This is a genomic window from Agarivorans sp. 1_MG-2023 (genome assembly GCF_030548385.1).
GTDB lineage: Bacteria > Pseudomonadota > Gammaproteobacteria > Enterobacterales > Celerinatantimonadaceae > Agarivorans.
The window spans coordinates 295,987-317,345 of sequence record NZ_JAUOSJ010000004.1 but is presented as its reverse complement, the minus strand read 5'-3'; the positions used below and the strand labels follow the sequence as shown (position 1 = coordinate 317,345).

The 21,359-nt window shown below is 45.3% G+C and carries 20 protein-coding genes; 9 read left to right on the top strand and 11 right to left on the bottom strand.

What is annotated here, in order from left to right; all coding sequences use genetic code 11:
* Positions 1-11: 11 nt before the first annotated feature.
* From nirD to Q4592_RS07770, 5 genes are all read left to right on the top strand, one after another.
* Positions 12-356 (top strand): nitrite reductase small subunit NirD, encoded by a 345-nt coding sequence (nirD, locus tag Q4592_RS07790; RefSeq protein WP_303511741.1) that lies wholly within the window; start codon positions 12-14, stop codon positions 354-356.
* An 84-nt stretch (positions 357-440) separates the two neighbouring features.
* Positions 441-1,907, top strand: a complete 1,467-nt coding sequence (locus tag Q4592_RS07785; RefSeq protein WP_303511740.1) for a NarK family nitrate/nitrite MFS transporter — start codon at positions 441-443, stop codon at positions 1,905-1,907.
* A 67-nt stretch (positions 1,908-1,974) separates the two neighbouring features.
* Positions 1,975-3,780 carry a bifunctional protein-serine/threonine kinase/phosphatase gene (locus tag Q4592_RS07780; RefSeq protein ID WP_303511738.1) on the top strand — a complete coding sequence of 602 codons (1,806 nt, stop codon included), beginning with the start codon at positions 1,975-1,977 and terminating at the stop codon, positions 3,778-3,780.
* Between the two features lie 90 nt (positions 3,781-3,870).
* On the top strand, positions 3,871-5,220 hold the full coding sequence (locus Q4592_RS07775; RefSeq protein ID WP_303511736.1) for an MATE family efflux transporter: 1,350 nt from the start codon (positions 3,871-3,873) through the stop codon (positions 5,218-5,220).
* A gap of 308 nt (positions 5,221-5,528) precedes the next feature.
* A complete protein-coding gene (locus tag Q4592_RS07770) occupies positions 5,529-6,119 on the top strand; it encodes a hypothetical protein (RefSeq protein WP_303511734.1) in 591 nt (196 codons plus the stop codon).
* 668 nt (positions 6,120-6,787) lie between these two features.
* Here Q4592_RS07770 and ftsX read toward each other — a convergent pair.
* The 3 genes from ftsX to ftsY are packed head-to-tail and all read right to left on the bottom strand — an operon-like array spanning position 6,788 to position 10,017.
* Positions 6,788-7,747, bottom strand: coding sequence for a permease-like cell division protein FtsX (ftsX, locus tag Q4592_RS07765; RefSeq protein WP_137673425.1), 960 nt, complete (start codon positions 7,745-7,747; stop codon positions 6,788-6,790).
* Entirely contained in the window at positions 7,747-8,427 is a 681-nt protein-coding gene (ftsE, locus tag Q4592_RS07760; protein WP_137673424.1) for a cell division ATP-binding protein FtsE, read from the bottom strand. The genes ftsX and ftsE overlap by 1 nt, the downstream gene beginning before the upstream one ends.
* Positions 8,428-8,463: 36 nt before the next feature.
* On the bottom strand, positions 8,464-10,017 hold the full coding sequence (gene ftsY / locus Q4592_RS07755; RefSeq protein ID WP_303511731.1) for a signal recognition particle-docking protein FtsY: 1,554 nt from the start codon (positions 10,015-10,017) through the stop codon (positions 8,464-8,466).
* 104 nt (positions 10,018-10,121) lie between these two features.
* Here ftsY and rsmD point away from each other — a divergent pair, with 104 nt between their 5' ends.
* The 3 genes from rsmD to Q4592_RS07740 are packed head-to-tail and all read left to right on the top strand — an operon-like array spanning position 10,122 to position 12,304.
* Positions 10,122-10,736, top strand: a complete 615-nt coding sequence (rsmD, locus tag Q4592_RS07750; protein ID WP_303511729.1) for a 16S rRNA (guanine(966)-N(2))-methyltransferase RsmD — start codon at positions 10,122-10,124, stop codon at positions 10,734-10,736.
* Between the two features lie 12 nt (positions 10,737-10,748).
* Positions 10,749-11,015, top strand: a complete 267-nt coding sequence (locus Q4592_RS07745; RefSeq protein ID WP_303511728.1) for a DUF1145 domain-containing protein — start codon at positions 10,749-10,751, stop codon at positions 11,013-11,015.
* A complete protein-coding gene (locus tag Q4592_RS07740; RefSeq protein ID WP_303511726.1) occupies positions 10,976-12,304 on the top strand; it encodes a BamA/TamA family outer membrane protein in 1,329 nt (442 codons plus the stop codon). The genes Q4592_RS07745 and Q4592_RS07740 overlap by 40 nt, the downstream gene beginning before the upstream one ends.
* A 72-nt stretch (positions 12,305-12,376) precedes the next feature.
* On the opposite strand, the gene Q4592_RS07735 is transcribed toward Q4592_RS07740, so the two are convergent.
* The 7 genes from Q4592_RS07735 to Q4592_RS07705 form a co-directional block, all read right to left on the bottom strand.
* Positions 12,377-12,967 carry a YhgN family NAAT transporter gene (locus Q4592_RS07735; RefSeq protein WP_137673418.1) on the bottom strand — a complete coding sequence of 197 codons (591 nt, stop codon included), beginning with the start codon at positions 12,965-12,967 and terminating at the stop codon, positions 12,377-12,379.
* A gap of 90 nt (positions 12,968-13,057) precedes the next feature.
* Positions 13,058-13,468 (bottom strand): phosphate ABC transporter substrate-binding protein, encoded by a 411-nt coding sequence (locus Q4592_RS07730; RefSeq protein ID WP_137673417.1) that lies wholly within the window; start codon positions 13,466-13,468, stop codon positions 13,058-13,060.
* A gap of 11 nt (positions 13,469-13,479) precedes the next feature.
* On the bottom strand, positions 13,480-14,658 hold the full coding sequence (locus Q4592_RS07725) for a hypothetical protein (RefSeq protein ID WP_303511724.1): 1,179 nt from the start codon (positions 14,656-14,658) through the stop codon (positions 13,480-13,482).
* Positions 14,659-14,700: 42 nt separating this feature from the next.
* On the bottom strand, positions 14,701-16,320 hold the full coding sequence (locus tag Q4592_RS07720; protein WP_303511722.1) for a methyl-accepting chemotaxis protein: 1,620 nt from the start codon (positions 16,318-16,320) through the stop codon (positions 14,701-14,703).
* Positions 16,321-16,666: 346 nt separating this feature from the next.
* Complete coding sequence (locus tag Q4592_RS07715) at positions 16,667-16,912, bottom strand: YecH family metal-binding protein (RefSeq protein ID WP_137673414.1); 246 nt, start codon at positions 16,910-16,912, stop codon at positions 16,667-16,669.
* A gap of 70 nt (positions 16,913-16,982) precedes the next feature.
* Entirely contained in the window at positions 16,983-17,663 is a 681-nt protein-coding gene (locus tag Q4592_RS07710) for a flagellin (RefSeq protein WP_303511721.1), read from the bottom strand.
* 95 nt (positions 17,664-17,758) lie between these two features.
* Positions 17,759-18,073: a DUF2007 domain-containing protein gene (locus Q4592_RS07705; RefSeq protein ID WP_303511720.1), complete on the bottom strand. Its 315-nt coding sequence runs from the start codon at positions 18,071-18,073 to the stop codon at positions 17,759-17,761.
* A gap of 501 nt (positions 18,074-18,574) precedes the next feature.
* Between Q4592_RS07705 and Q4592_RS07700 the strand changes: the two genes are divergently transcribed.
* Positions 18,575-19,777, top strand: a complete 1,203-nt coding sequence (locus tag Q4592_RS07700; RefSeq protein WP_303511718.1) for an ammonium transporter — start codon at positions 18,575-18,577, stop codon at positions 19,775-19,777.
* A gap of 42 nt (positions 19,778-19,819) precedes the next feature.
* Here Q4592_RS07700 and Q4592_RS07695 read toward each other — a convergent pair whose 3' ends face one another.
* A complete protein-coding gene (locus tag Q4592_RS07695; RefSeq protein WP_137673410.1) occupies positions 19,820-21,325 on the bottom strand; it encodes a Ppx/GppA phosphatase family protein in 1,506 nt (501 codons plus the stop codon).
* Positions 21,326-21,359 lie beyond the last annotated feature (34 nt).

Genomic DNA, 21,359 nt, shown 5'->3' with positions numbered 1-21,359 from the left:
CAAGGAGAGTAATGATGAGTGAATTAGCAACTGAAACATGGACAGAAGTTTGTCGCAAATCGCAGCTTAGCCCAGGAACTGGTGTTTGTGCCTTGGTCAAAGGCAAACAAATCGCCATCTTCTGGGAAGGCATTAGCGACCAAATATTCGCCCTGAGTAACTACTGCCCATTTGGCAAAGTAAACATGTTGTCACGCGGGTTAATTGGTGATTTCAAAGGCGAATTGATGGTGGCATCACCGTTATACAAGCAGCGATTTAGCTTGCAAACAGGCCAGTGTTTAGACGACGAAAACGTCTCTATCCCCACCTACCAGGTCAAGATTGAAGGCGATGCGATAAAAATCGCCGCTTAAAAAACACCATAAAAAAACAATGATAAACCACGTCGAATATCGACGTGGTGAGAGACGCTTTAACTTTTTTTACGAGACATTACTATGAGCGCAGAACGATTTAACCTGTTTTCCTTCACCGGAAAAATGAAGATTCTCCACATGAGCTGGGTAGCTTTTTTCATTACCTTTTTGGTGTGGTTTAACCACGCACCGTTAATGGCCAGTATTGCGGCCAGCTTAGGTTTAACCTCTAGCCAAGTAAAAACGCTACTCATTTTGAACGTAGCCTTAACCATTCCCGCACGAATTGTGATTGGCATGTTCACCGACCGTTTTGGTCCACGTATCACATACTCAACCTTGCTTGCGGTATGTTCCATCCCTTGTTTCATGTTTGCTTTTGCCAACAGCTTCGAACAAGCCGCCCTAGCCCGTTTTCTTTTAGGCTTTATTGGTGCAGGTTTTGTTGTAGGCATTCGTATGGTATCTGAGTGGTTCCCAGCTAAAGAGCTTGGCACCGCAGAAGGTATTTACGGCGGCTGGGGTAACTTTGGTAGCGCCGCTGCGGCAATGCTACTACCAACCCTTGCAGTGATTTTTGGCGGTGAAGACGGTTGGCGCTACGCGGTAGGCCTTACCGGTTCAATTAGCCTACTGTTCAGTGTGGTTTTCTATAAGAACGTGACCGATACACCAAAGGGTTCGACTTACTTCAAACCTAAAAATGTTGGCGCAATGGAAGTCACCACAAAGGCCGACTTTGTACTATTGCTCATCATGAAAGTGCCTATGTATGCCACCTTAGCACTACTGGCATGGAAGCTTTCGCCAGCGGGTGTAAGCATGTTAAGCCAAGAAGTCGTGTATGCGTGTTACGCAGGTTTAGCAGCGCTTTACGTACTGGACTTTTGGAAAACCTATCAAGTAAACAAAAACATCTTTGTTACGCCAGTTCCAGAGATTGAACAGTACAAGTTTAAACAGGTAGCCGTACTTAACGTATTGTACTTTGCCACCTTTGGTTCAGAGCTTGCTGTAGTGTCTATGCTGCCACTGTTTTTCAGTGACGTATTTGAATTAGACATGGTTTACGCGGGTTTATTAGCCTCTGCTTATGCCTTCATGAACTTGGCGTCACGCCCAGGTGGTGGTTGGATCTCTGACCGCGTAGGCCGTAAGAAAACCTTATTAGTATTAACCGCTGGTTTAGCTTTAGGTTATTTCGGTATGGGCCAAATTGATGGCACCTGGCCACTATTCTTAGCGGTAGGTATGGCGATGGCATGTTCGTTCTTTGTACAAGCCGGTGAAGGCGCAGTATTTGCCGCCGTGCCGCTTATTAAGCGTCGCTTAACCGGTCAAATTGCGGGTATGACAGGCGCATACGGCAACGTAGGTGCAGTATTCTACTTAACCGTGCTTAGCCTAGTAAGCTACCAAACCTTCTTCTACGTGATTGGTGCCACTGCGGTACTGGGTTTCTTTGCCTTGTTGCTTCTAGAAGAGCCGAAAGGCACTATTGCAGAAGTTGGTCCAGACGGCGAAGTAACGCTTATCAACGTAAGCTAAGCCAGCCCCGTAAGGCAGTGTGTGCCTGCAAGGGCCACATTGCTTTTACCCAAGGAACGCAAGCTTAATGACAGCAAGTCAACAAACTACAGTGGCAACACCCACCACTGAACACCGAGTTAGTAACAGCGAAAAAGCAACCACCTCTGTGGCTAGCAATAAGTTAGAGGCGTCCTTTGGGGGCGCCTCTATCTCTGGCCCCAAGCCAGAGAACCAAGATGCCTGTGTAGCCAAAATACCCGAACCTTGGACTCGCTATTACAAAGGTGTTGTCGCCATTTTGGCCGACGGTTTAAGCAGTGCCGAGCACGCTAAGGTTGCAGCACAAATCTCGGTCACTCAGTTTGTTCAAGATTATTACGCCACGCCCGAGAGTTGGTCGGTAAACAAGTCTACAGCCAAAGTCGCCAAGTCACTTAACAATTGGCTATTTCAACAAGGCAAGCAAACCGGCTCTTACGCCTGTACCCTTTCTACGCTGATTATTAAATCTCGAGTTGCTCACTTGTTCCATGTAGGCGATAGCCGTATTTATCGCTTCAGGGCGGGTAAACTTCGCCAACTCACCCGCGACCATGTGCAAATTCGCGGCAAGCAAAAAAACCACCTCACCCGTACCATGGGAGTGGATTCAAGCCTCGAGTTAGATTATTCCACTCGTACTGTAGAGACTGGCGATATCTTCATGTTAACCAGTGATGGCGTGCATGATGCTTTAAGCGAACAACAGCTGATCAAGTTACTCAAACTTGAGTTTGATAGCTTAGAAGAACACGCCAACGCCATCGTAAACGCTGCCGAGTTTGCTGGCAGTGATGACAACATCAGTGCAATGTTAGTCAAGGTAGATAATGTACCCAAAGCAGAGTTAGACGAGAGTCGTGCTCAGTTACTGCATCTACCCGTGCCGCCGGTGATGGCCATAGGCAACAAAATTGACCGTTATCGAGTTAGCGAAATATTGCATACCTCGCCGCGCAGCCACGTTTATTTAGTCGAAGAATTAGACGAAGCGGGCCTTAGCACCAACAAAGTTCGAATACTCAAAGCTCCCGACAGCAGCATGAGTGGCGACCAGGAATACTTTGCTGGTTTTGCCCGCGAAGAATGGGTCGGCCGCGTGGTAAATAACCCCAATATTATGCGCACCTTTGAACCGGCCGGCACGCGCCGATTCTGCTATTTAGTGGCCGAATATGTACCGGGTATCACGCTTCGCCAGTGGATGGACAAACATCCTCACCCGCCAATAAAGCAAGTGGTGCGCATGCTTGAAAAGCTCGCCAAAGCCCTGCGAGCCTTACGCCGTTATGAAATGGTGCATCGCGACTTAAAACCTGAAAACATTATTATTACCCCCGACGACCAACTTAAACTGGTCGACTTTGGCACCGTACAATCAGCCGAACAACTCGAGCAAAACGAAAAAACCACCACGCCTGTAGGCTCGGTGCAATATATTGCACCAGAGTATTTAGTGGGTGAAACCGGCCGACACCGCAGTGACATTTTCTCTTTTGCAGTGATCGCCTACGAAATGCTCTGCGGCAAATTACCCTACAAAACTGCTCGTCGTGAACAAGTAGCACAACGAACCTATAGCGATTGGCATTACCAAAACATTCAGCATTATCGTAACGACATGCCCGATTGGCTAGATGCCGCATTGGAACAAGGCTGCAATCCAAAACCGCAGCAGCGTTACCAAAGTTTGTCGGAGCTAATTCACGACTTACAACATGCTAACCCTAAGCTTCGTGCCAGCTACAAAGCCAAGCCCTTAATTGAGCGTAACCCAGTGCGCTTTTGGCAATCCACTAGCCTACTGTTATTGATCGTGGTGATTTGGCAATGGGTCAGCCAACTTAGTTAATTTTCATTAGCAAAAAGTTGATTTACATAAAAGCCGCGATAGTGTGAAGTGCCTAGTATAAGCTCAATTTCTTGCTAGCTAGTGGTCAGCATGCCTTCTACGACTCAAAGTAAAACCCTACAAAAAGGCCTATTTGGGATGGCCTTGCCGATCTTTGGCGAGTTTATGCTAAACATGTCGGTACCGGTGTTTGACGCACTATTTCTTAGCCAAGTATCTGACCAAGCCGCGGCCTCGGTAGGCGCAGTAATGCCGTGGTTTTCCATGGCCATCGTTTTCTTTTCCGCCACTGGTATTGCAGGTGCCAGTTTAGCCTCACAATACATGGGCAAGCAAAACTACCCTCGCGCAAATTTAATGCTGGCAGGCCTGCTTATCTTAGGAGTGTTAGCGGGTTTACTGTGTGGCCTCTTCTTTGTTACCCAAGCCACTAATATTGGCCATTGGATGAGCCTACCACCTGCAATGAGTGACTTGGCCGCAGAGTACTTGGTATTAGCTGGCGCAGGTGTAGGCTTTATGGGCCTGCGCATGACGCTAGCCAATATCTGTAATAGTTACGGGCAATCCCACTGGAACACTATTTCTGCTGCATTGATGCTGGTCACCAATATCACGGGTAACGGCATATTAGTGCTGGGTTGGTTTGGTGTAAGCCCAATGGGCGTAACCGGGGTGGCCATTGCCAGTTTAATTGCTTGGGTGCTTAGCTTAAGTTTTAGTTTAGTGGTGGTGCTGTTTCTGATTAAAGTGAAATTGCCATTGGCTGACGCCTTAAAACAACCCAGCCTTAGCTTAAAGCCTATTCTAAAAATTGCGGTACCTTCGGCGCTAGAGCCATTTTCTTACCAAAGCTTTGTTATGGTTATGAATTTGATGATTGTGCAACTAGGCGAAACCTCTCTCACTGTGCGCATTTACGCACTCAATATCTATGTTTACTGCACCATGATGCTAGTGGCATTAGGCATTGCCAATACCATGCTGGTAACCCAACTTGCTGGTGCTGGCCATTTTGAACGCTGCCACCAACAAATGCGCCAAGGCCTGCGTTGGGGGCTTATTGCCGTTAGCATTGTGGCCACTATTATTTTTGTTTTTCATCAACCACTGCTGGGTATTTTCACCGATAACCCGGAAGTACTGGCCTTAGGCCTAGTGGTTTGTTTGATTCACAGTATTAACGAGCCCTTAAGAGGCATTAACATTATCAGCGGGAACGTATTACGCGGCTGCGGCGACGCAGTATTTGTTACCGGTAACGCCATTGCTGTCACTTGGCTATTCTCGGTACCGCTGGCCTACTTTACGGGGATTTATTTAGGCTGGGGCTTGTACGCTATTTTACTGGCAGGCGTAGCCGATGAGTTTATTCGTAGCCAAATTAACTGGCGACGCTGGAAGAGCGATAAGTGGAAGCGAAAGCTCGCGCCGGATTAGGATTTACGCATAAGTGCAATAACGATTAAACGTTTGAAGAATGACAAAGCCATAAAATGAAAACATAGTTTAATCACTTTTTTACTCACTTTTGGACAAAACTTTCTTAGAATAATTAGTTAATTAAATTGGATAAATACGGATAACTTCTGGTATAGGAAAGTCGCTTAATGAAGTGTCCTGTTTGGCTGGATAAGATCAAATTCAAGAGCATTGTTTAGTTTAGTTTAGTACTAGGGATCATTATTTCCGGACGCTATGAAACGAAACATCGTTAAAGGATTTATTGAGAATAATTGGGAAAATTAATGAAACACTTTTTTTATCTATTAGTCATTCTCTTGACTCTGGGTAGTACACAGGCAGAACCAGAAAAAGAGACTACTTTTCAATATAATGTGTTGAGAGTTCCAATAGAATTTAATAAAGAAAATTACTCTCAATCAAGGATACTAGCGGACTCATTAGTGAGTAATTATCCTCTTGAGCCATTATCCTACTTTTGGTGCGGAGCAGTTTACACGAATGAAGGGGAAACCCCCACTACAGGAAAACTGTTTGAAAAAGGAACTGCATGTTATAAACAAGCTCTTGAAATAGCGCCAGATTTTACCGATGTGTGGACAATTCTTATATCAACATATGCTGAATCAAACAGACATACTGAGGCTATTTACACGTTTGAACAATTTTGGGATAAGTACAACCTACCTAATGATGGCAACCCTCTTTGGGACGCAGTATTCTTTGTCGAAAAATCATATATTGAGGAAGGGAAGCAAAAGAAGCTCTACCAAATTTATTCACAAATAATCGACTTAGGTATCGAAGATGAAGAATTACAAACTCGCTTTTTAAAGCTAAAGGAAAGTATGGAAGGCGAGTCAATTATTAAATAACCGAAATAAAAGGACATATATGGTCACTCAGGGTGAGATCGCGAACATATATTGAACAATTCAGTTCAATTTTGCCCTCTGTTCGAGCTGTGATCTTATACTCCCTTTTTCGGGATTTACTCTGTGAACATCAATGCATTCTCTGAGCATTTTTGCGACCTGACTGGCGTTGTTGCGTAAATAGAATTGAACCTTCTAGCCTTTTTGCGATCTGATCGTTAAACCGCAATAATCAGGTCACTACCTGAAAACCAAAAAAATACTGGGTGCCTCTTGCTTCCATTAGTTTTCGTATCGCTAAACTTATAGCTCACAATATATGCTTCGTGGAACGAAACACACAATGGGGCAGGTACATGTTAGCTTTACTTCCCCCTTCCTTCATTATCGCCGAGTCACGCAAGTGCTAAGCGATTAAGCCGAGCATTGTTTGAGCGTAGCGAGTTGCACAGGCGCGCTTGGCACTGAGTAACGAGGAAAAAAGATAATGCAGGGCGACCTTTCTTTTTGCTTTGCTTCGCTAAGCTTTGGCTGTTAAAGCTTATGACGTCGCCGAGAGGCGAAACGCTATACAGCTGCCACAGGTAACAGCATTGTGTTAGCTGTCTTTTGGTCATTAAAACCGCTTGACAAGAACAGACAAGTTTATTGCTTGCCTGCACGTAGAGCTAGCTAGGCTCGATTTGCTTAATATGGCGATTAACCGAAAACCACGATGCGATTAATCCTAGCAAGGTTGCAAACAACATCAGCGAGCCGAACTCTTGCAGATCTAAGCCTGATAGGTAAATGTCTTGCTGGTATAACAAGCCAATTTGCTGCAAGGCATATTCTGTCCAAATCAACAAAATGTTACACAGTACCCAAGCCATTAGGCCGCCCACTAAACCAAACCAAAAACCAGTGTATAAAAATGGCCGTTGAATAAAGGCATCGGTGGCCCCTACTAGCTTCATCACTTCTATTTCACTGCGGCGACTGAGAATATTCAGCCGTAGTGTATTACTTACAATCAACGCTACTGCGGTAAGCAGCAGAATAATCAGTAACCAGGCAGCTTGTTGTAACATGCTTACAATGGTGTCGAGGCGTTGCAGCCATTCAACGTCTAAGCGACCTTCGTCTACTAGGCTGTGTTCTTGCAAGCTATCGAGTAACGTTTTGGCAGCACTTGCGCTGTTAAAATCTTGGCTAGGTAGCACTAACAATACATCTGGTAGCGGGTTGTCTGGCAACAGCGCTAACACATCTTCAAAGCCGCTATTTTCTTGAAACTCGACTAAGCCTTGTTGTTTAGTGACTAGCTCAACACTGGCCACTTGGCGCATGCTAGCAATATTTTTTTGTAGGGAGTCACGCTGTGCTTCACTGATATTTTGCTTGAGGAACAAACTTATCTGCGCATCACTTTTCCAATAACTGGTGAGTTGCTGCACGTTCTTGGTGGCAAGGTAGAAACTGGCAGGTAGCGCCAAACAAACACCAATAACTGCTAAGGTAAGCATAGAGCTGGCAGGTGTGCGCCACAATTCGCCAAGGCTAGCAATGCCTTGTTGCAGGTGCCTTACCCAAAACATCATGAAGCGTACATGAAGGGCAACTTTAACTTGCGGTTTTGCTCCGGCCATTATGGTGCCTCCGCAGCTTGGTGAGGAGAATCAAGCAGCTGACCATTTTTTAGCACTAAGCGCTGATGGTGCAATTTGGCAATTAAACTTAAATCGTGACTCGCAATGAGAACCGCCACACCCACTCGGTTAAACTCTTCAAACAAGCGGAAAATATCTAGTGATAAAGCAGGGTCTAGGTTACCGGTTGGTTCGTCGGCGATTAAAATAGCGGGTTTGTTTACCACTGCGCGAGCAATGCCCACGCGTTGTTGCTCACCACCAGAGAGTATTTCTGGGGTGCAGTTAGCTTTATCTAACAAGCCCACTTTATCTAGCGCGGCGGCAACTCGGCGTTTGATGTTACCCATGCTGTAGCCTTCAATAACCAGTGGCAGGGCGACATTGTCAAACACGGTGCGGTCCATAAGCAGTTTGTGATCTTGGAAAATCACACCCATTTGGCGACGTAAATAGGGAATTTTACGATGGCTAATACGGCTAATGTCATCGCCATTTACCCATACTTTTCCGTCACTAGGGCGCTCCATGGCGGTAATCAATTTGAGCAAGGTACTTTTCCCCGCACCAGAGTGGCCGGTTAAAAATGCCATTTTTCCCTGTTCCAACTGAAAGGACACTTTTTGCAAAGCGCGCTGACTGCCGGGGTAAATTTTACTTACTTGCTCAAACCGGATCATTCCTAGACCTTTTATTACTTTCTAAGCAGTGTTGATTTATTTCTCGTTGCTATCTTCGCTGTCATCATTGCTAAATAGCGCATCTACAAAAGGTTGAGCTTCAAACTCTCGTAAATCGTCAATCCCTTCGCCCACACCAATGTAGCGGATCGGCAAACCAAACTTGTCAGCCAAACCAAAAATAACACCACCTTTAGCAGTACCATCTAACTTGGTTAATGTTAAACCGTTAAGTCCAACCGCTTGATTAAACAAGTTAGCTTGGCTAATGGCGTTTTGCCCGGTGCTTGCGTCAATGGTTAACATAATTTCGTGAGGCGCTGCATCGTCGAGCTTTTTCATTACTCGTACAATTTTTTTCAGCTCTTCCATCAAGTGCGCTTTATTTTGCAAGCGGCCTGCTGTGTCGGCAATCAATACATCTACGTTTCGTGACTTAGCTGCTTGAAAAGCATCAAAAATCACCGAGGCGCTATCGGCACCCGTATGTTGAGCAATCACCGGAATTTGGTTTCGCTCACCCCAAACTTGTAGCTGTTCAACCGCAGCAGCACGGAAGGTATCACCCGCTGCAAGCATTACCGATTTACCTTGGCTTTGATATTGTTTGGCTAGCTTGCCAATGGTGGTGGTTTTACCCACACCATTTACGCCAACCATTAAAATAACAAAAGGCCCTTCAGCACTGTCTAAATCTATTGGCGCTTCTACTTTGCTCAGAATACTCGCCATATCTAACTTAAGCTGCTGATAGAGTGCTTCGCCATCTTGAAGGTCGCGGCGTTTAACGTGGCTAGTGAGGTTTTCGATAATTTTGAGTGTGGTGTCCACCCCCACATCTGCCACTAACAATTGCTCTTCTAGCTCTTCGAACAGCTCGTCATTAATTTTTCGCCCTTTGAACAGCGAAAAGAAGCCCCAGCCTAAGTTTTTACGGGTACGTTTTAAGCCTGCTCGTAAGCGCGCAAACAGTCCCATTTTCTTAACTGGCTCTGCGGCTTCAGAGCTAACTTCGGCTTCGGCGGTTGACTCAGTGTCTGCTTGTTGCTGGGCAGCTAACTCGGCTTGTTCTTGAGCGTCACGTTCTGCTTGAGCTTCACGTTCTGCTTGAGCTTCGCTTTCGGCTTGGGCTTCGCGTTCAGCTTGCGCTTCGCGTTCTGCTTGGGCTTCACGTTCGGCTTGGGCTTCTCGTTCGGCTTGAGCTTCGCGTTCGGCTTGAGCTTCGCGTTCGGCTTGAGCTTCTCGTTCGGCTTGCGCTTCTCGTTCGGCTTGGGCTTCACGTTCTGCTTGAGCTTCGCGTTCTGCTTGGGCTTCGCGTTCTGCTTGAGCTTCGCGTTCTGCTTGAGCTTCGCGTTCTGCTTGAGCTTCGCGTTCTGCTTGAGCTTCGCGTTCGGCTTGGGCTTCTCGTTCTGCTTGCGCTTCACGTTCTGCTTGGGCTTCGCGTTCTGCTTGGGCTTCGCGTTCTGCTTGAGCGGCTAACTCAGCATTTTGCTCATTGTTTGTTTGTTCTGCGGCGGGATCGCTGGATTGTTGTTGCTCATCGTCTTTTTTTCGGCCAAACCAAGAAAATAGGCCCTTCTTTTTTGCCATTACTGCAAAACCTTTTTTACCAGTAAACGACGTTGGCTGTTACAATGCCAACGTCCAGTCAATATTGCTCGGATATTATCACAGTTTCACAATGGTCTAAGTAAATGGCACGGCTTTCCTCAAGAAAACATGCAAATCAAAGCAACAAATCCTCCAACGGTAGTGGCCAAGTGCGAATTATCGCGGGTCAGTGGCGCGGTAGAAAACTTAAAGTACTGAATAGTGAAGGCTTACGCCCGACTACCGACAGAGTAAAAGAGACCGTTTTTAATTGGTTAAATCCCTACTTAACTAATAACCACTGCTTAGATTTATTTGCGGGTAGTGGCAGCCTAGGTTTTGAGGCCTTATCGCGCTTTGCTAGTTTTACCACCTTTGTGGAAAAAGATGCACAAGCAGCGAAACAATTGAAGGCAAACCTACAACTACTCGATTTGCCTAGTGAGCGCGCCAAGCTGGTGAATGGTGATTCCTTGCAGTGGCTTAAACAAACGCCCAGCGAAGGCTACGACATTGTGTTTATCGACCCCCCTTTTCGCTGTGATTTACTAGAACCAAGCTGTCGTTTACTCAGTGAAAACGGCTGGTTAAAAGCCGATGCTTTAGTTTATATAGAATTTGAGAACGAAGGCGCTGAGCCCGAGTTACCCGCCAATTGGTCGTGCATTAAAAGCAAACAAGCCGGCCAAGTAAATTACCGTTTATATCAATTAAGTTAAGAGCCCCAGATTATGTTCATTAAAATTGGCAAAGCCTTTATGGCTGCTATGTGGCTAGCCATGTTACTTAGCCCGATGATTTTTGTTCCTCCCTACAATTGGATTTTACCTTTAGTAGGTGCATTTTTATTACTACTGCATGGGGTGCAATTGCTGGCTATTCGCGGCACCTTAGTCGAAGCAGGTGTACTGCAAAAAGGTGATAACCTGCGAATATTATTCTTCGGTTTTTTTGCCATGTGGCAAATACACAAGCGAATGAAGAGCAAACAACCTTGATACTACGCCAGCTGTTTTTGCTTAGTGTTTGTGTACTAAGCCTACCCACTTGGGCGATGAGCGTTACCATTATTGATGACGCTAAACATCAACGCAGTGGCGCATGGACTCAAGTTTTACCTTACGCCTATTACACTGAGAATTTGCAATGGGGAGTGGGTGTAGGAGTAGGTGCCGCAGGGCATATTCAACCCAGTTCAAGCCTGGTTGCCACCGCGACTGTCACCTCTAACGACAGCTGGATGGGCTTTTTGTATAGCGGTGACTATCAACTACCGTTTGCCGATCGGGTATTTTTTGATACCACCTTGTACCAAACCAATTTTACCCGTGACCCGCAATATATTAACGGCAACGAGGACTATTCTGGCGAGCGCGCAGGCAGCAATGATTCTAGCCAGAGCAACCGAGTTTACACTCATTCAAAAGGCCAAGAATACCGTTTCAGGTTTCGCTACTTACTGCCTATAGGTCACGGTAAAGACTCTCCGGTACATACTTTTAGAGTTAAGCGCGGCGAAGTAATGGAAGGCTATGAAGCGGGCGCTAAAGAATGGAATCCACTTACCAGCGGGCGCACCATAATCCAGCTGGAACCTTTTTATTGGAAACAAGATGTTGGTGAGTATAACCAGTTACAAGATTCAAATACTTCGGCGGGCTTAACCCTAGAGCTAGAATACGACAACCGTAACTACCATCAAAACCCCACAGCGGGCAGTCGCCAGCGCTTCAATGTGACTCGTGATTGGGGAGACTCAGGCCGGCCTTCTTGGACAATGTGGGAATTTTCAGCATCTAAGTACATTAGCTTGCCACAAACGTCTTGGGCACAAAGCCAAGTTTTAGCTTTTGGTATGGCGACTTCTGATACGCCAACCTGGAATCACAGCTCTTACAACAATGGCGAACAGCAATACCATCGCCCAGCGTGGTTTGCAGGTTCTCGTTTAGGCGGAATGGACAGGTTAAAGGGTTACGAAACCGCTCGTTACCATGATCGCTCAATGATCTATTACTCTGCAGAATACCGCTTTACCCCTAACTGGAACCCGCTGCCTAAAGTGCCTGTTGTGAACTGGTTTAACGTGCCAGCGTGGTACTGGGTTGCCTTTGCCGAAATTGGCCGAGTAGCCGATGAGTATAACTTAGCCACGCTTCACCAAGATATGAAGTACAGTATTGGCGGCAGTATTCGAGTGATGATGGAAGGCATTGTATTGCGTGGTGATTTTGCCACCAGTGGAGACGACAGTGTATTTCGCCTAGGTATCAATCACCCTTATTAGACCTATTCTAAAATTGAACAATCTAGAGGCGACAACCAACTTCGTCGCCTCAATATCAAACGCGCTGATGACTTACAGCGATTGCCAGTAGTCGGCAATGCCATCTAAGAACATTTGTACCGCCAGCATAATCAGCAACATACCCATTAAGCGCTCCATGGCTTTTAAACCTTTCTCTCCGAGCAGCTTAAGCAATACACCACTACTGAGAAAAATAACGACGCTGATTCCCCATGCAATTAGCAAGGCTAAAGACCAATCAAGCATACGAGTATTGTCTTGGTTTGCTAACAGCATTAGCGACGCGAGTACCGATGGTCCAGCAATCATTGGAATGGCCATTGGCACCAAAAAGGGTTCTTCGCCAGCAGCTAATCCGGCCACGCCACCGGGTTGAGGGAAAATCATTTTTAAGGCAATCAGGAATAGGATTACACCACCGGCAATACTCACCGCTTCTTGGCGCAGATTAAGGAAACCAAGGATTTGCTCGCCGGCAAATAAAAAAGCGAACATGACACTTAAGGCAAACACCAGCTCACGCAGCAACACAATGCGCCTGCGTTTAGGGTCGAGGTGTTTTACCATGCTTAGGAACACGGGCATGTTTCCTAGCGGATCCATAATCAAAAACAGCATCACCGCTGCCGACAACATATCCATTTGTTAACTCGCTAACTTACGACAATTTTGTCTGGGAAATAAAAAAGAGCCAGAGCATAACACCCTGACTCTTTTTAAGCTTAGCTTTATTTACGGTTTATAAACCACTTTAACCGCATCAGTCACATCAGCTTCGTCAACGTATGCCACGGCTGCGGCATTGCCTGCCACTTCCGATACTGCTACAGATGGCGAAGCCGCTGTTTTAGGTGGCTTAGCTTTACCTGTAAAGATCAACTTAGACCAATAAGCCTGCAGTTGAGCTTCACTTTTTCCGGTGGCAGCATCATGAAAGCTAGCGCGTAAAGGGTCGCCCTCTTTGTACTCAATAACCACTGGAGCAGTGCCATTAGGCAATTTTTTAAGCTTACCTAAAAACAGCTTTTTTACTTCCGCTTTAGATAAAGCATCAGGGCCTGATGGGTTAGCAATAACCACTGGAGCTGCCAAGCTGCTCAGACTAAATACGCTCAAAGAAAGAGCCAACAATAGATTTTTCATATGACTCCCTCCTAAAATACGCCGTCAAATACGATACTGTATACCGTAGTGCTGTCTTCTGTAGCGCCAGCAACTTTACTTGGCATTAAACCATTGGTATCACCAAAACCATTGACTAAGGTAGCGTCAAACTTCACCGCTAAGTTAGACAATAAGTCATAACGTAAACCTAAAGAGTAAGAGGTACGTTTACCGCTGTAGATGAATGATGAATCAACTGGTACTAAAGCACCATCTGGCCCAACAGGTAACATGATGTCTACGCGCTCATCATCATCTTGAGTTTTCATGCCCGCCACTGTGCCATAAGGCATAGCCTTACCAAAGCGGTAACCCAAAGTGAGATAACCAGAGTCAACATCTGAATAGCCACCTTCAACCGTTGCTCGAGTCACTTCAGACACCACTAACAACGAACCGTTGTCGTAGCTAAAGCCAGCACCTAAGAAGTCAGACTTGTTCTTCTCTGCTAATACTTGCGCATCAGGTTGATTAGTTGGAGAAACGGTAATCTTAGTTACGCCATAAACTGCTCGTACAGTGAAATCGTCAATTGCCCAAGTAAGGTTGGCGCCTAAAATATCATCGTAGTCAGTGCCATCTTCTTCCGACTGTCCCCAAAAACCCTGTAGCGTTAAGGTTGAGTTATCAAACTCAAAGTCGTAGCTACCGTCTACACCCACAAAAGAGTTAAATGGTACAAAACCATAAACTTCTTCGGGCGGACGAGCCCACGGCTGAGCGTAACCTACTTCTAGGTAATCTGAGTACATGTACATAGGTAGGCGCAATTTACCGCCACGCACTGTAATGTAGTTGTCAAAGGTATGTTTTAGGTAAGCCCATTCAACGTCTGGGCTAAAGTCGTCTTCACCACGCGCCACTAATTGCACTGTTACACTGGTGCTATCGGCTAGGGCAAAGTCACCTTGCAAACCCACTAAAGTAAGATTATTAAAATCATACTCGTCGGTAGAGCCTGCGTAACCTAAGTTGTTGTTTGCTTGATTAATGCCCACGCTGTAGAACCCGTTAAAGCTGATTCTATCAAAGGCACTATCCTGATTTTGTTCACGAAGAACCTGCACCTCTTGCTCGAGATCATTTACTCGTTGCTCGAGAGCTTCGTCTGCCATTGCTGCGCTACTCAATAAGCATATTGGTAACACCTGCCACGCCCTTAAATCCATGGGGCATCTCCTTTATTTTTTTATTATATACAATTGGTTTTATTACACTTTAAACTGGCTAATAACCTCGCTTAAACGCTGAGTTACTTGCCTTACATCCTCGCTGACGTTATCTATTTCACTAGAGCTTTTCGCCACTGCGAGAGATATCTGTTGAATATCATTAACACTGTTATGAATTAAGTCAGAGGTTTTGGTTTGCTGCTCTGTTGCCGCCGCAATCTGTTCATTAACCGCATGAATTGATTCTACTTTGCCAGTAATATCCATTAACGATTTACCCGCTTGTGCTGATTGCTCAACACTTAAGCCGGCTTGCTCAATACCACGGTTCATTGCTTCTACCGCAGAGCCAGAGCCTTTTTGAAGTTCTTCAAGTACTTGCTGAATCTCTTGGGTTGAGTCTTGTGTACGAGACGCTAGGGTGCGAACTTCATCTGCCACAACAGCAAAGCCACGCCCTTGCTCGCCTGCACGCGCCGCTTCAATCGCGGCATTTAGCGCTAGCAAGTTAGTTTGCTCGGCAATGCCACGAATCGCATCAAGAATAACCCCTACGTTACTGGTGTAGGCTTCCAGCTGATTAATGGCCTTAGCGGTGCTGTTCACTTCTTCTGCTAAATCATTAATGACCGAAATGGTATTCTCTACAACTTGGTTCCCTTCTTGCGCCGTTCCATTAGCGGAAGAGGCTTCTTCCGAGGCTTGAGACGCAAAATCTGCAATATGATGAACACTGCTAGTCATTTCTTGAATTGCAGCACTTACCGCATCTACCGAGTGATTTTGCGACTCAATACTAGACGCGGTGTGTTTACTGGTTTCCATTAAACGGGTAGACACATCTTGTAGGGCTTGAACAGTTTCAGTGGTAGTGGCGATGCTTATCTGCATTTTGCTAATAAACTGGTTAAACCAATGCACTAAAGTAGCAATTTCATCTTTACCGTCGTAATCCACACGCACCGTAAGATCCCCCTCTCCCTCTGCAATTTCGCGCAAAGAAGAGGTGACTTGAGCAATCGAGTTAACAATGCTTTTGGTGGTCATAATGCCAACAAAAATAACTATCACTATGGTGACTACACCCAGCATAATACCGGTAGTAACCGCCGACTGAGAGCTAGAGATTGTGCCATCAATGGTTTGATTAAAAGCTTGCTCGGTATTAGCCCTTAAGTTAGCAATACCAGTGGTTAGCTCTTGCAGTATGGCTGCCGAGCGCTCTGCTTTCGCTGGCAAAGTAGCGAAATCAGCACTGCCATCGACCAAACTTAATGCAATCGACCTTGCTTGGCCGTAATAGTTATTAAGCAAGCTTTGCAGGTGCGTTACCTCTTTTCTAGCACTAGGCAAGATCTCAAGTAACTCATTTAGCTTACTACTAAGTAGCTGTTGTTGCGTATCAGCACTTTCAAGAGACTCTTCCTCTCCTGTGGTTACTGCAGTTTGCAACAGCTGATCAATGTTATATAGGGTGTTTTGAGCAACAGTGGCGGTATCTAGAGCAGGGAAGTATTGATCTCTAATTTGTTCAATGCTGAACTGGCTCTGTTGCTGAACCAATATGTTATTTATAAGGTAAGCGGCGAACCCCAGTACAGCGATGGCTGCAAGAATTCCTACCTTATGGCTTATTTTTAGACGTCGAGCCAAATCCATTTATACCACTCCATGTGAATACAAGTATCGATAGCTTATATATCGTCACTTTTGCGTTTTTATTTAGATAACAATCTAGTTACGTAAAAGAAACCTGACACAATTAAAACACACGTTTAACTAATATCAGAAACCTCAATAGATTAAATGACTTGTTTTCTGTTCCGACTAAAAATCTAGCTACCTATGCAATTATAGATGTATATGTCGATTTAATAGCGAAAACAGCAAAGAAAGATGAATTAAACACCATAGCAGGGATGCATAGCAAGTTATTTCAGCTATAACTAAATTAATAGTGATTAATATAGATAAAGGGCCTGAGTAGGCCCTTAAAAAGAGGTGGCTATTTGTGCGAGCAGATTTTAGATTCACAAGTTGTGAAGCCTTGTTTGGCCTCAACAAACTTTCCGCGTTCAGCCAAAAATACAATTAGCTCTTGGGCGTTCATCTCTTTCTGGCGACAGGTATGGTATTTACTGTCTGCGCCAAAAGTAGTTTTCATTAATTCTTCAAGAGAAGCTGACGTAAAGCTACCACCTTGTTCCAACATCAACTGCATCACTTGATGCCCATGAATCGACTCACTCATTACAACCTCCATAAAAAAACGGCGCTCACTGTAACAGTGTTGCGCCGTTTAGATGTTGAGTTAGAACAAGCTAGATAAGCTTCTCGACATTCTTAGCAGCTAACTGCTGTTGGTAAGATTGTATAGAGCTTTGTAACAGGGCATCGTTTTGCGCTTGTTGGGAGGTAGACTGTGCGTAATTAGTATCGAGAATACGAGAACGAGCGGCACTTTGCGCTTCAATAGCTGCTTGGGTAGAGCGATAAGCCGATTCGGCAGCGTTACTCGAGGCCCCTAATTGTGCTTGGTTAGCATCGGTATTTTGCTGGCCCCCTTGCAAAGCGGCTTGCGCAGTGGCGGGATCGTTCAAATCAATATTGTCTACGCCCAAATCACCAGCGTTAGGAATAGCCGCCGTGTTTGCATCAACTTGCGCCTGTAAAGCGGCGATATCATCGGAGTTGTATATACCGTTGCCACTTTGCACAACCAAGGCCTGGTTTTGTTGCAGCAGGTCTGTAGTACCTTGTAATTGAGCGGATTCAATATTGTTGATACTTACCTGGTTTTGATAAATATTTGCATAGGCTTCTTGCTCACTAATACCAGTGGTTAAGCGATTAGAGATTTGCAGGCCAGCAGGATCGTCAGCAGCGCTGTTTATCTTTTTACCAGAAGCAAGCTTTTCATCTTGCTCTTCTTGGCGTTTTTTCGCCTGTTCCATATAAAAATCAGAAGGGGCGACAGAGCTGTTAACTTGACCAATAGCCATTGGATATCCTCACACAAACATGAATTAGAGCAGCCATCCTAGCTGTTTACTTTTTAAGCATAACATTAGTTGACTAAATCTGCATCTTTGAACGCTCATTTTGCGGAGAATTCATGCTGACAAGACCAGCAATATTCAAAGCTACCAGGATTCCCCTCTCCGCATCTAGAGCACGTCCATTCTTGCTTATGATTGACTTCGTAGTCTCTTACCGCTTGTTTAGCCTTGTCCCAATGAGCAAGATCGACTTTTAACGACACCTCCACCACATCCATGGGTAATTCACCCGCACCAGCCATCGCGTATTCGCCATCTACACGACTATCAATCCCCATTTTTCCTAGCATACCTTGTAACAATTTAGCCTCTACAAAATTGGCTGCTCGATAAAACTCATGCCATTGGCTCATTCACTCTCCTTAATCCGTCGTGTTAACGTTTATTATAGGAAACTTGTTTGTAACTGCGTTACCTTCTAAATGCTTCACTTTGCCCCACTCTTTTTAACAGACCTATAAAGACTCAATAAACACTCAATTAAACTAACTTTTTCATTGTTGGCTTCTATCATCACCCAACAGCATTCTCTACCAGCGAACAAGCCACTCCAGCAGATCTTGAATAGAGCTTACAAAACAGAATGCCTTACTTAATAGCTTACTGGTACTAATCCAAACCAAGCACCAAAACACAGCGTAGGCGCACCAATATCGATCACAACAAATGTTGATCACACTTATTCTCGCACCAAACCAGAGCCAAAACATGTAACCCCATTGTTATCATCAAGTTAAAACCCTTGAAATGCATCAACTTAGTGCTTTGGCTCAATATAAAATTAATAAAAGGCCTGGAAATTGCTTCTTTTTGGCGCAAACCATATTAAAAGAAACAATTAGGGAGATTTTTTAATGGATAATATTAGTGACGCTATCGACGTATTGTCGCAAAGCGCAAACACTTTATTCATTTTGTTGGGCGCTATAATGGTGCTGGCAATGCACGCCGGTTTTGCCTTCTTGGAAGTAGGTACCGTGCGCCACAAAAACCAAGTAAATGCCTTGGTTAAAATTATCACTGACTTCGCTTTTTCCGGCGTCGCGTACTTTGTTATCGGCTACTACCTAGCTTACGGCAATCACTTCTTTAATAGCGCAGAAGTGCTAGCAGAAGGAAATGGCTATGAGCTGGTTAAATTTTTCTTCCTACTGACCTTTGCTGCGGCTATTCCAGCGATTGTTTCGGGTGGTATTGCTGAACGCGGTAAGTTTTATCCTTTCCTGATCGCTTCTTCACTGATTGTTGGTTTTGTTTACCCGTTTTTTGAAGGTGTTATCTGGAACGGCAATTTCGGCTTTCAGGCTTGGTTAGAAGCGCAGTTTGGCGCAGCCTTCCACGATTTCGCGGGTTCGGTAGTTGTACACGCCATGGGTGGCTGGTTAGCCTTAGTTGCCATTAAGATTCTAGGTGCGCGTAAGGGCAGAAAACCAGGAGTTGCATTTGCACCGTCTAACATTCCTTTCTTAGCGCTTGGAGCTTGGGTACTCACCGTAGGCTGGTTTGGCTTTAACGTTATGTCGGCTCAAACCATGGACGGCATAAGCGGCTTAGTTGCAGTAAATACCTTAATGGCCATGGTTGGTGGCACAATTGCCGCATTAATTGTAGGCCGTAATGACCCAGGTTTTGTTCACAATGGTCCGCTAGCAGGTTTGGTTGCCGTGTGTGCAGGCTCAGACTTAATGCATCCTATTGGCGCATTAATCACTGGCGGTATCGCTGGCGCATTGTTTGTTTGGGTATTCACTTGGTTACAACAACGTTCAAACCTAGATGACGTATTAGGTGTTTGGCCGCTACACGGTTTATGTGGTGTATGGGGCGGCGTAGCTGCTGGTATCTTTGGTAGTAAAGCCTTAGGCGGTTTAGGTGGCATCTCACTGATGAGTCAAATAGTGGGTAGCTTAGCGGGTGTAGTGGTAGCACTAGTGGGTGGCTTTGTTGTTTACACCTTAGTAGACAAACTCGCTGGATTGCGTTTATCAGAAGAAGATGAATTCCACGGTGCTGACTTAGCGATTCACAAAATCAGCGCAACCAATAAAGACCGTTAATCCAATCTATTTTCGCCCTAGCGTGCTAGGGCGAACCTCGCTCTATAACTCGATAAGATCTAATTTGTAATCAATCTGGCTTAGGTACTGTTGCTCGTTTTCTAAATCAGCACGAGTAAGAGGGTTGTTTTGCAGCCATTGTTGATCCAACAATAAGCTCATCTGTTGTCCCGCGGCTCTAAATTGCAGTTCAGGCAAGGTTTGTCGGCGCTTACCACGATTGAAAATTACCGATAAGCGAAGAATCAAACAGGCTTTCAATAAATCAGTATTTTGTAGTGGGAATTGCTTTACCGGAAAACGACGGCGATGAGCCAACACTAAGGCTGCTAGCTGCTGTTGCTCTAAACGAGAGAAACCGGCTAAATCAACATGCTCAACAATGTAAGCGCCGTGTTTATGATAGTCACTATGTGCCACATCTAAGCCTACAAGGAACAGCTGAGACGCCCATGTTAGTAGTTTATTGGTTTCAACTTCATCCAACGACCAAGTCTCAGCAACTTGGTTTAGCAGTAACTGACAAGTAGTATCTACTCGACCACTAAATTGGCTGTCTACATGGTAGCGCTCGGCCAAACGTTGCACACTGGAAGGGCGAATATCGCTATGCTCTAAACGTCCTTTAAGTTCATATAGTAAACCTTCGCGCAGGGCCGACTCAGCGGCGTGCATAGAGGTAATACCTAAGGCCTGAAACAAAGCTTGAAGCACTAAAACACCACCTAAGAACACCGGCTGGCGCTCCTCAGACAAACCTTTAAGTGGCAAGTTGCATTCGCCCGCTTCAAGGTAATGCTCAACAATGGCGTCTAGTCCGCTTAGCTGAATCTCATTTTCACAGAAATTGTTGTCTACACATACTTTAGCAACCGCTTTAATCGTGCCCGAGGCACCTAAACATTCGTTCCAGCCATGTTCAAGGAAATCGTCGGCTACTGGCAATAGTTGCTGAGAGCAGTATACGCTGGCTTTAAGTAAGCGATTTTTGGTGACTCGGCCACTTTTGAAAAAGCGTTTGGTGATTGATACACAGCCCATATCTAAGCTTTCTTTAAGCTTAAGATCCATGCCTTCGCCTAAAGTCACCTCGGTACTGCCGCCGCCAATGTCTATCACCATTCGCGGGCCATTGGTTGGTGCTTTGTAATGCGCAACGCCAAGGTAAATTAGGCGAGCTTCTTCTTCACCAGAGATCACTTCTACGGGGTGTCCAAGCCGCTGTTCAGCGGCTTGTAAGAAAACATCTGCATCAATAATACTGCGGAGGGTTTTAGTACCAACAACACGCACGCTGCCGGGTTTAAACTCACGTAAACGTTCGCCAAAACGTTCTAAGCAAGCCTGAGCGCGATTCCAAGCTGCGGCATCTAAACTGCCATCATCTTGTAAGCCCCAGCCCAGGCGAACCATCTCTTTGACTTTATCGCGAACTTTTAACTCGCCGTCTTCCCAATCAGCAATAATTAAGTGAAAACTATTACTGCCTAAATCGAGAGCAGCCAGTTGTTGAGACTTAGGACTCAACAAACGCGATAAATTGAACATAAATTACCTCAGCGATTTACTCGCAAAAGACCAA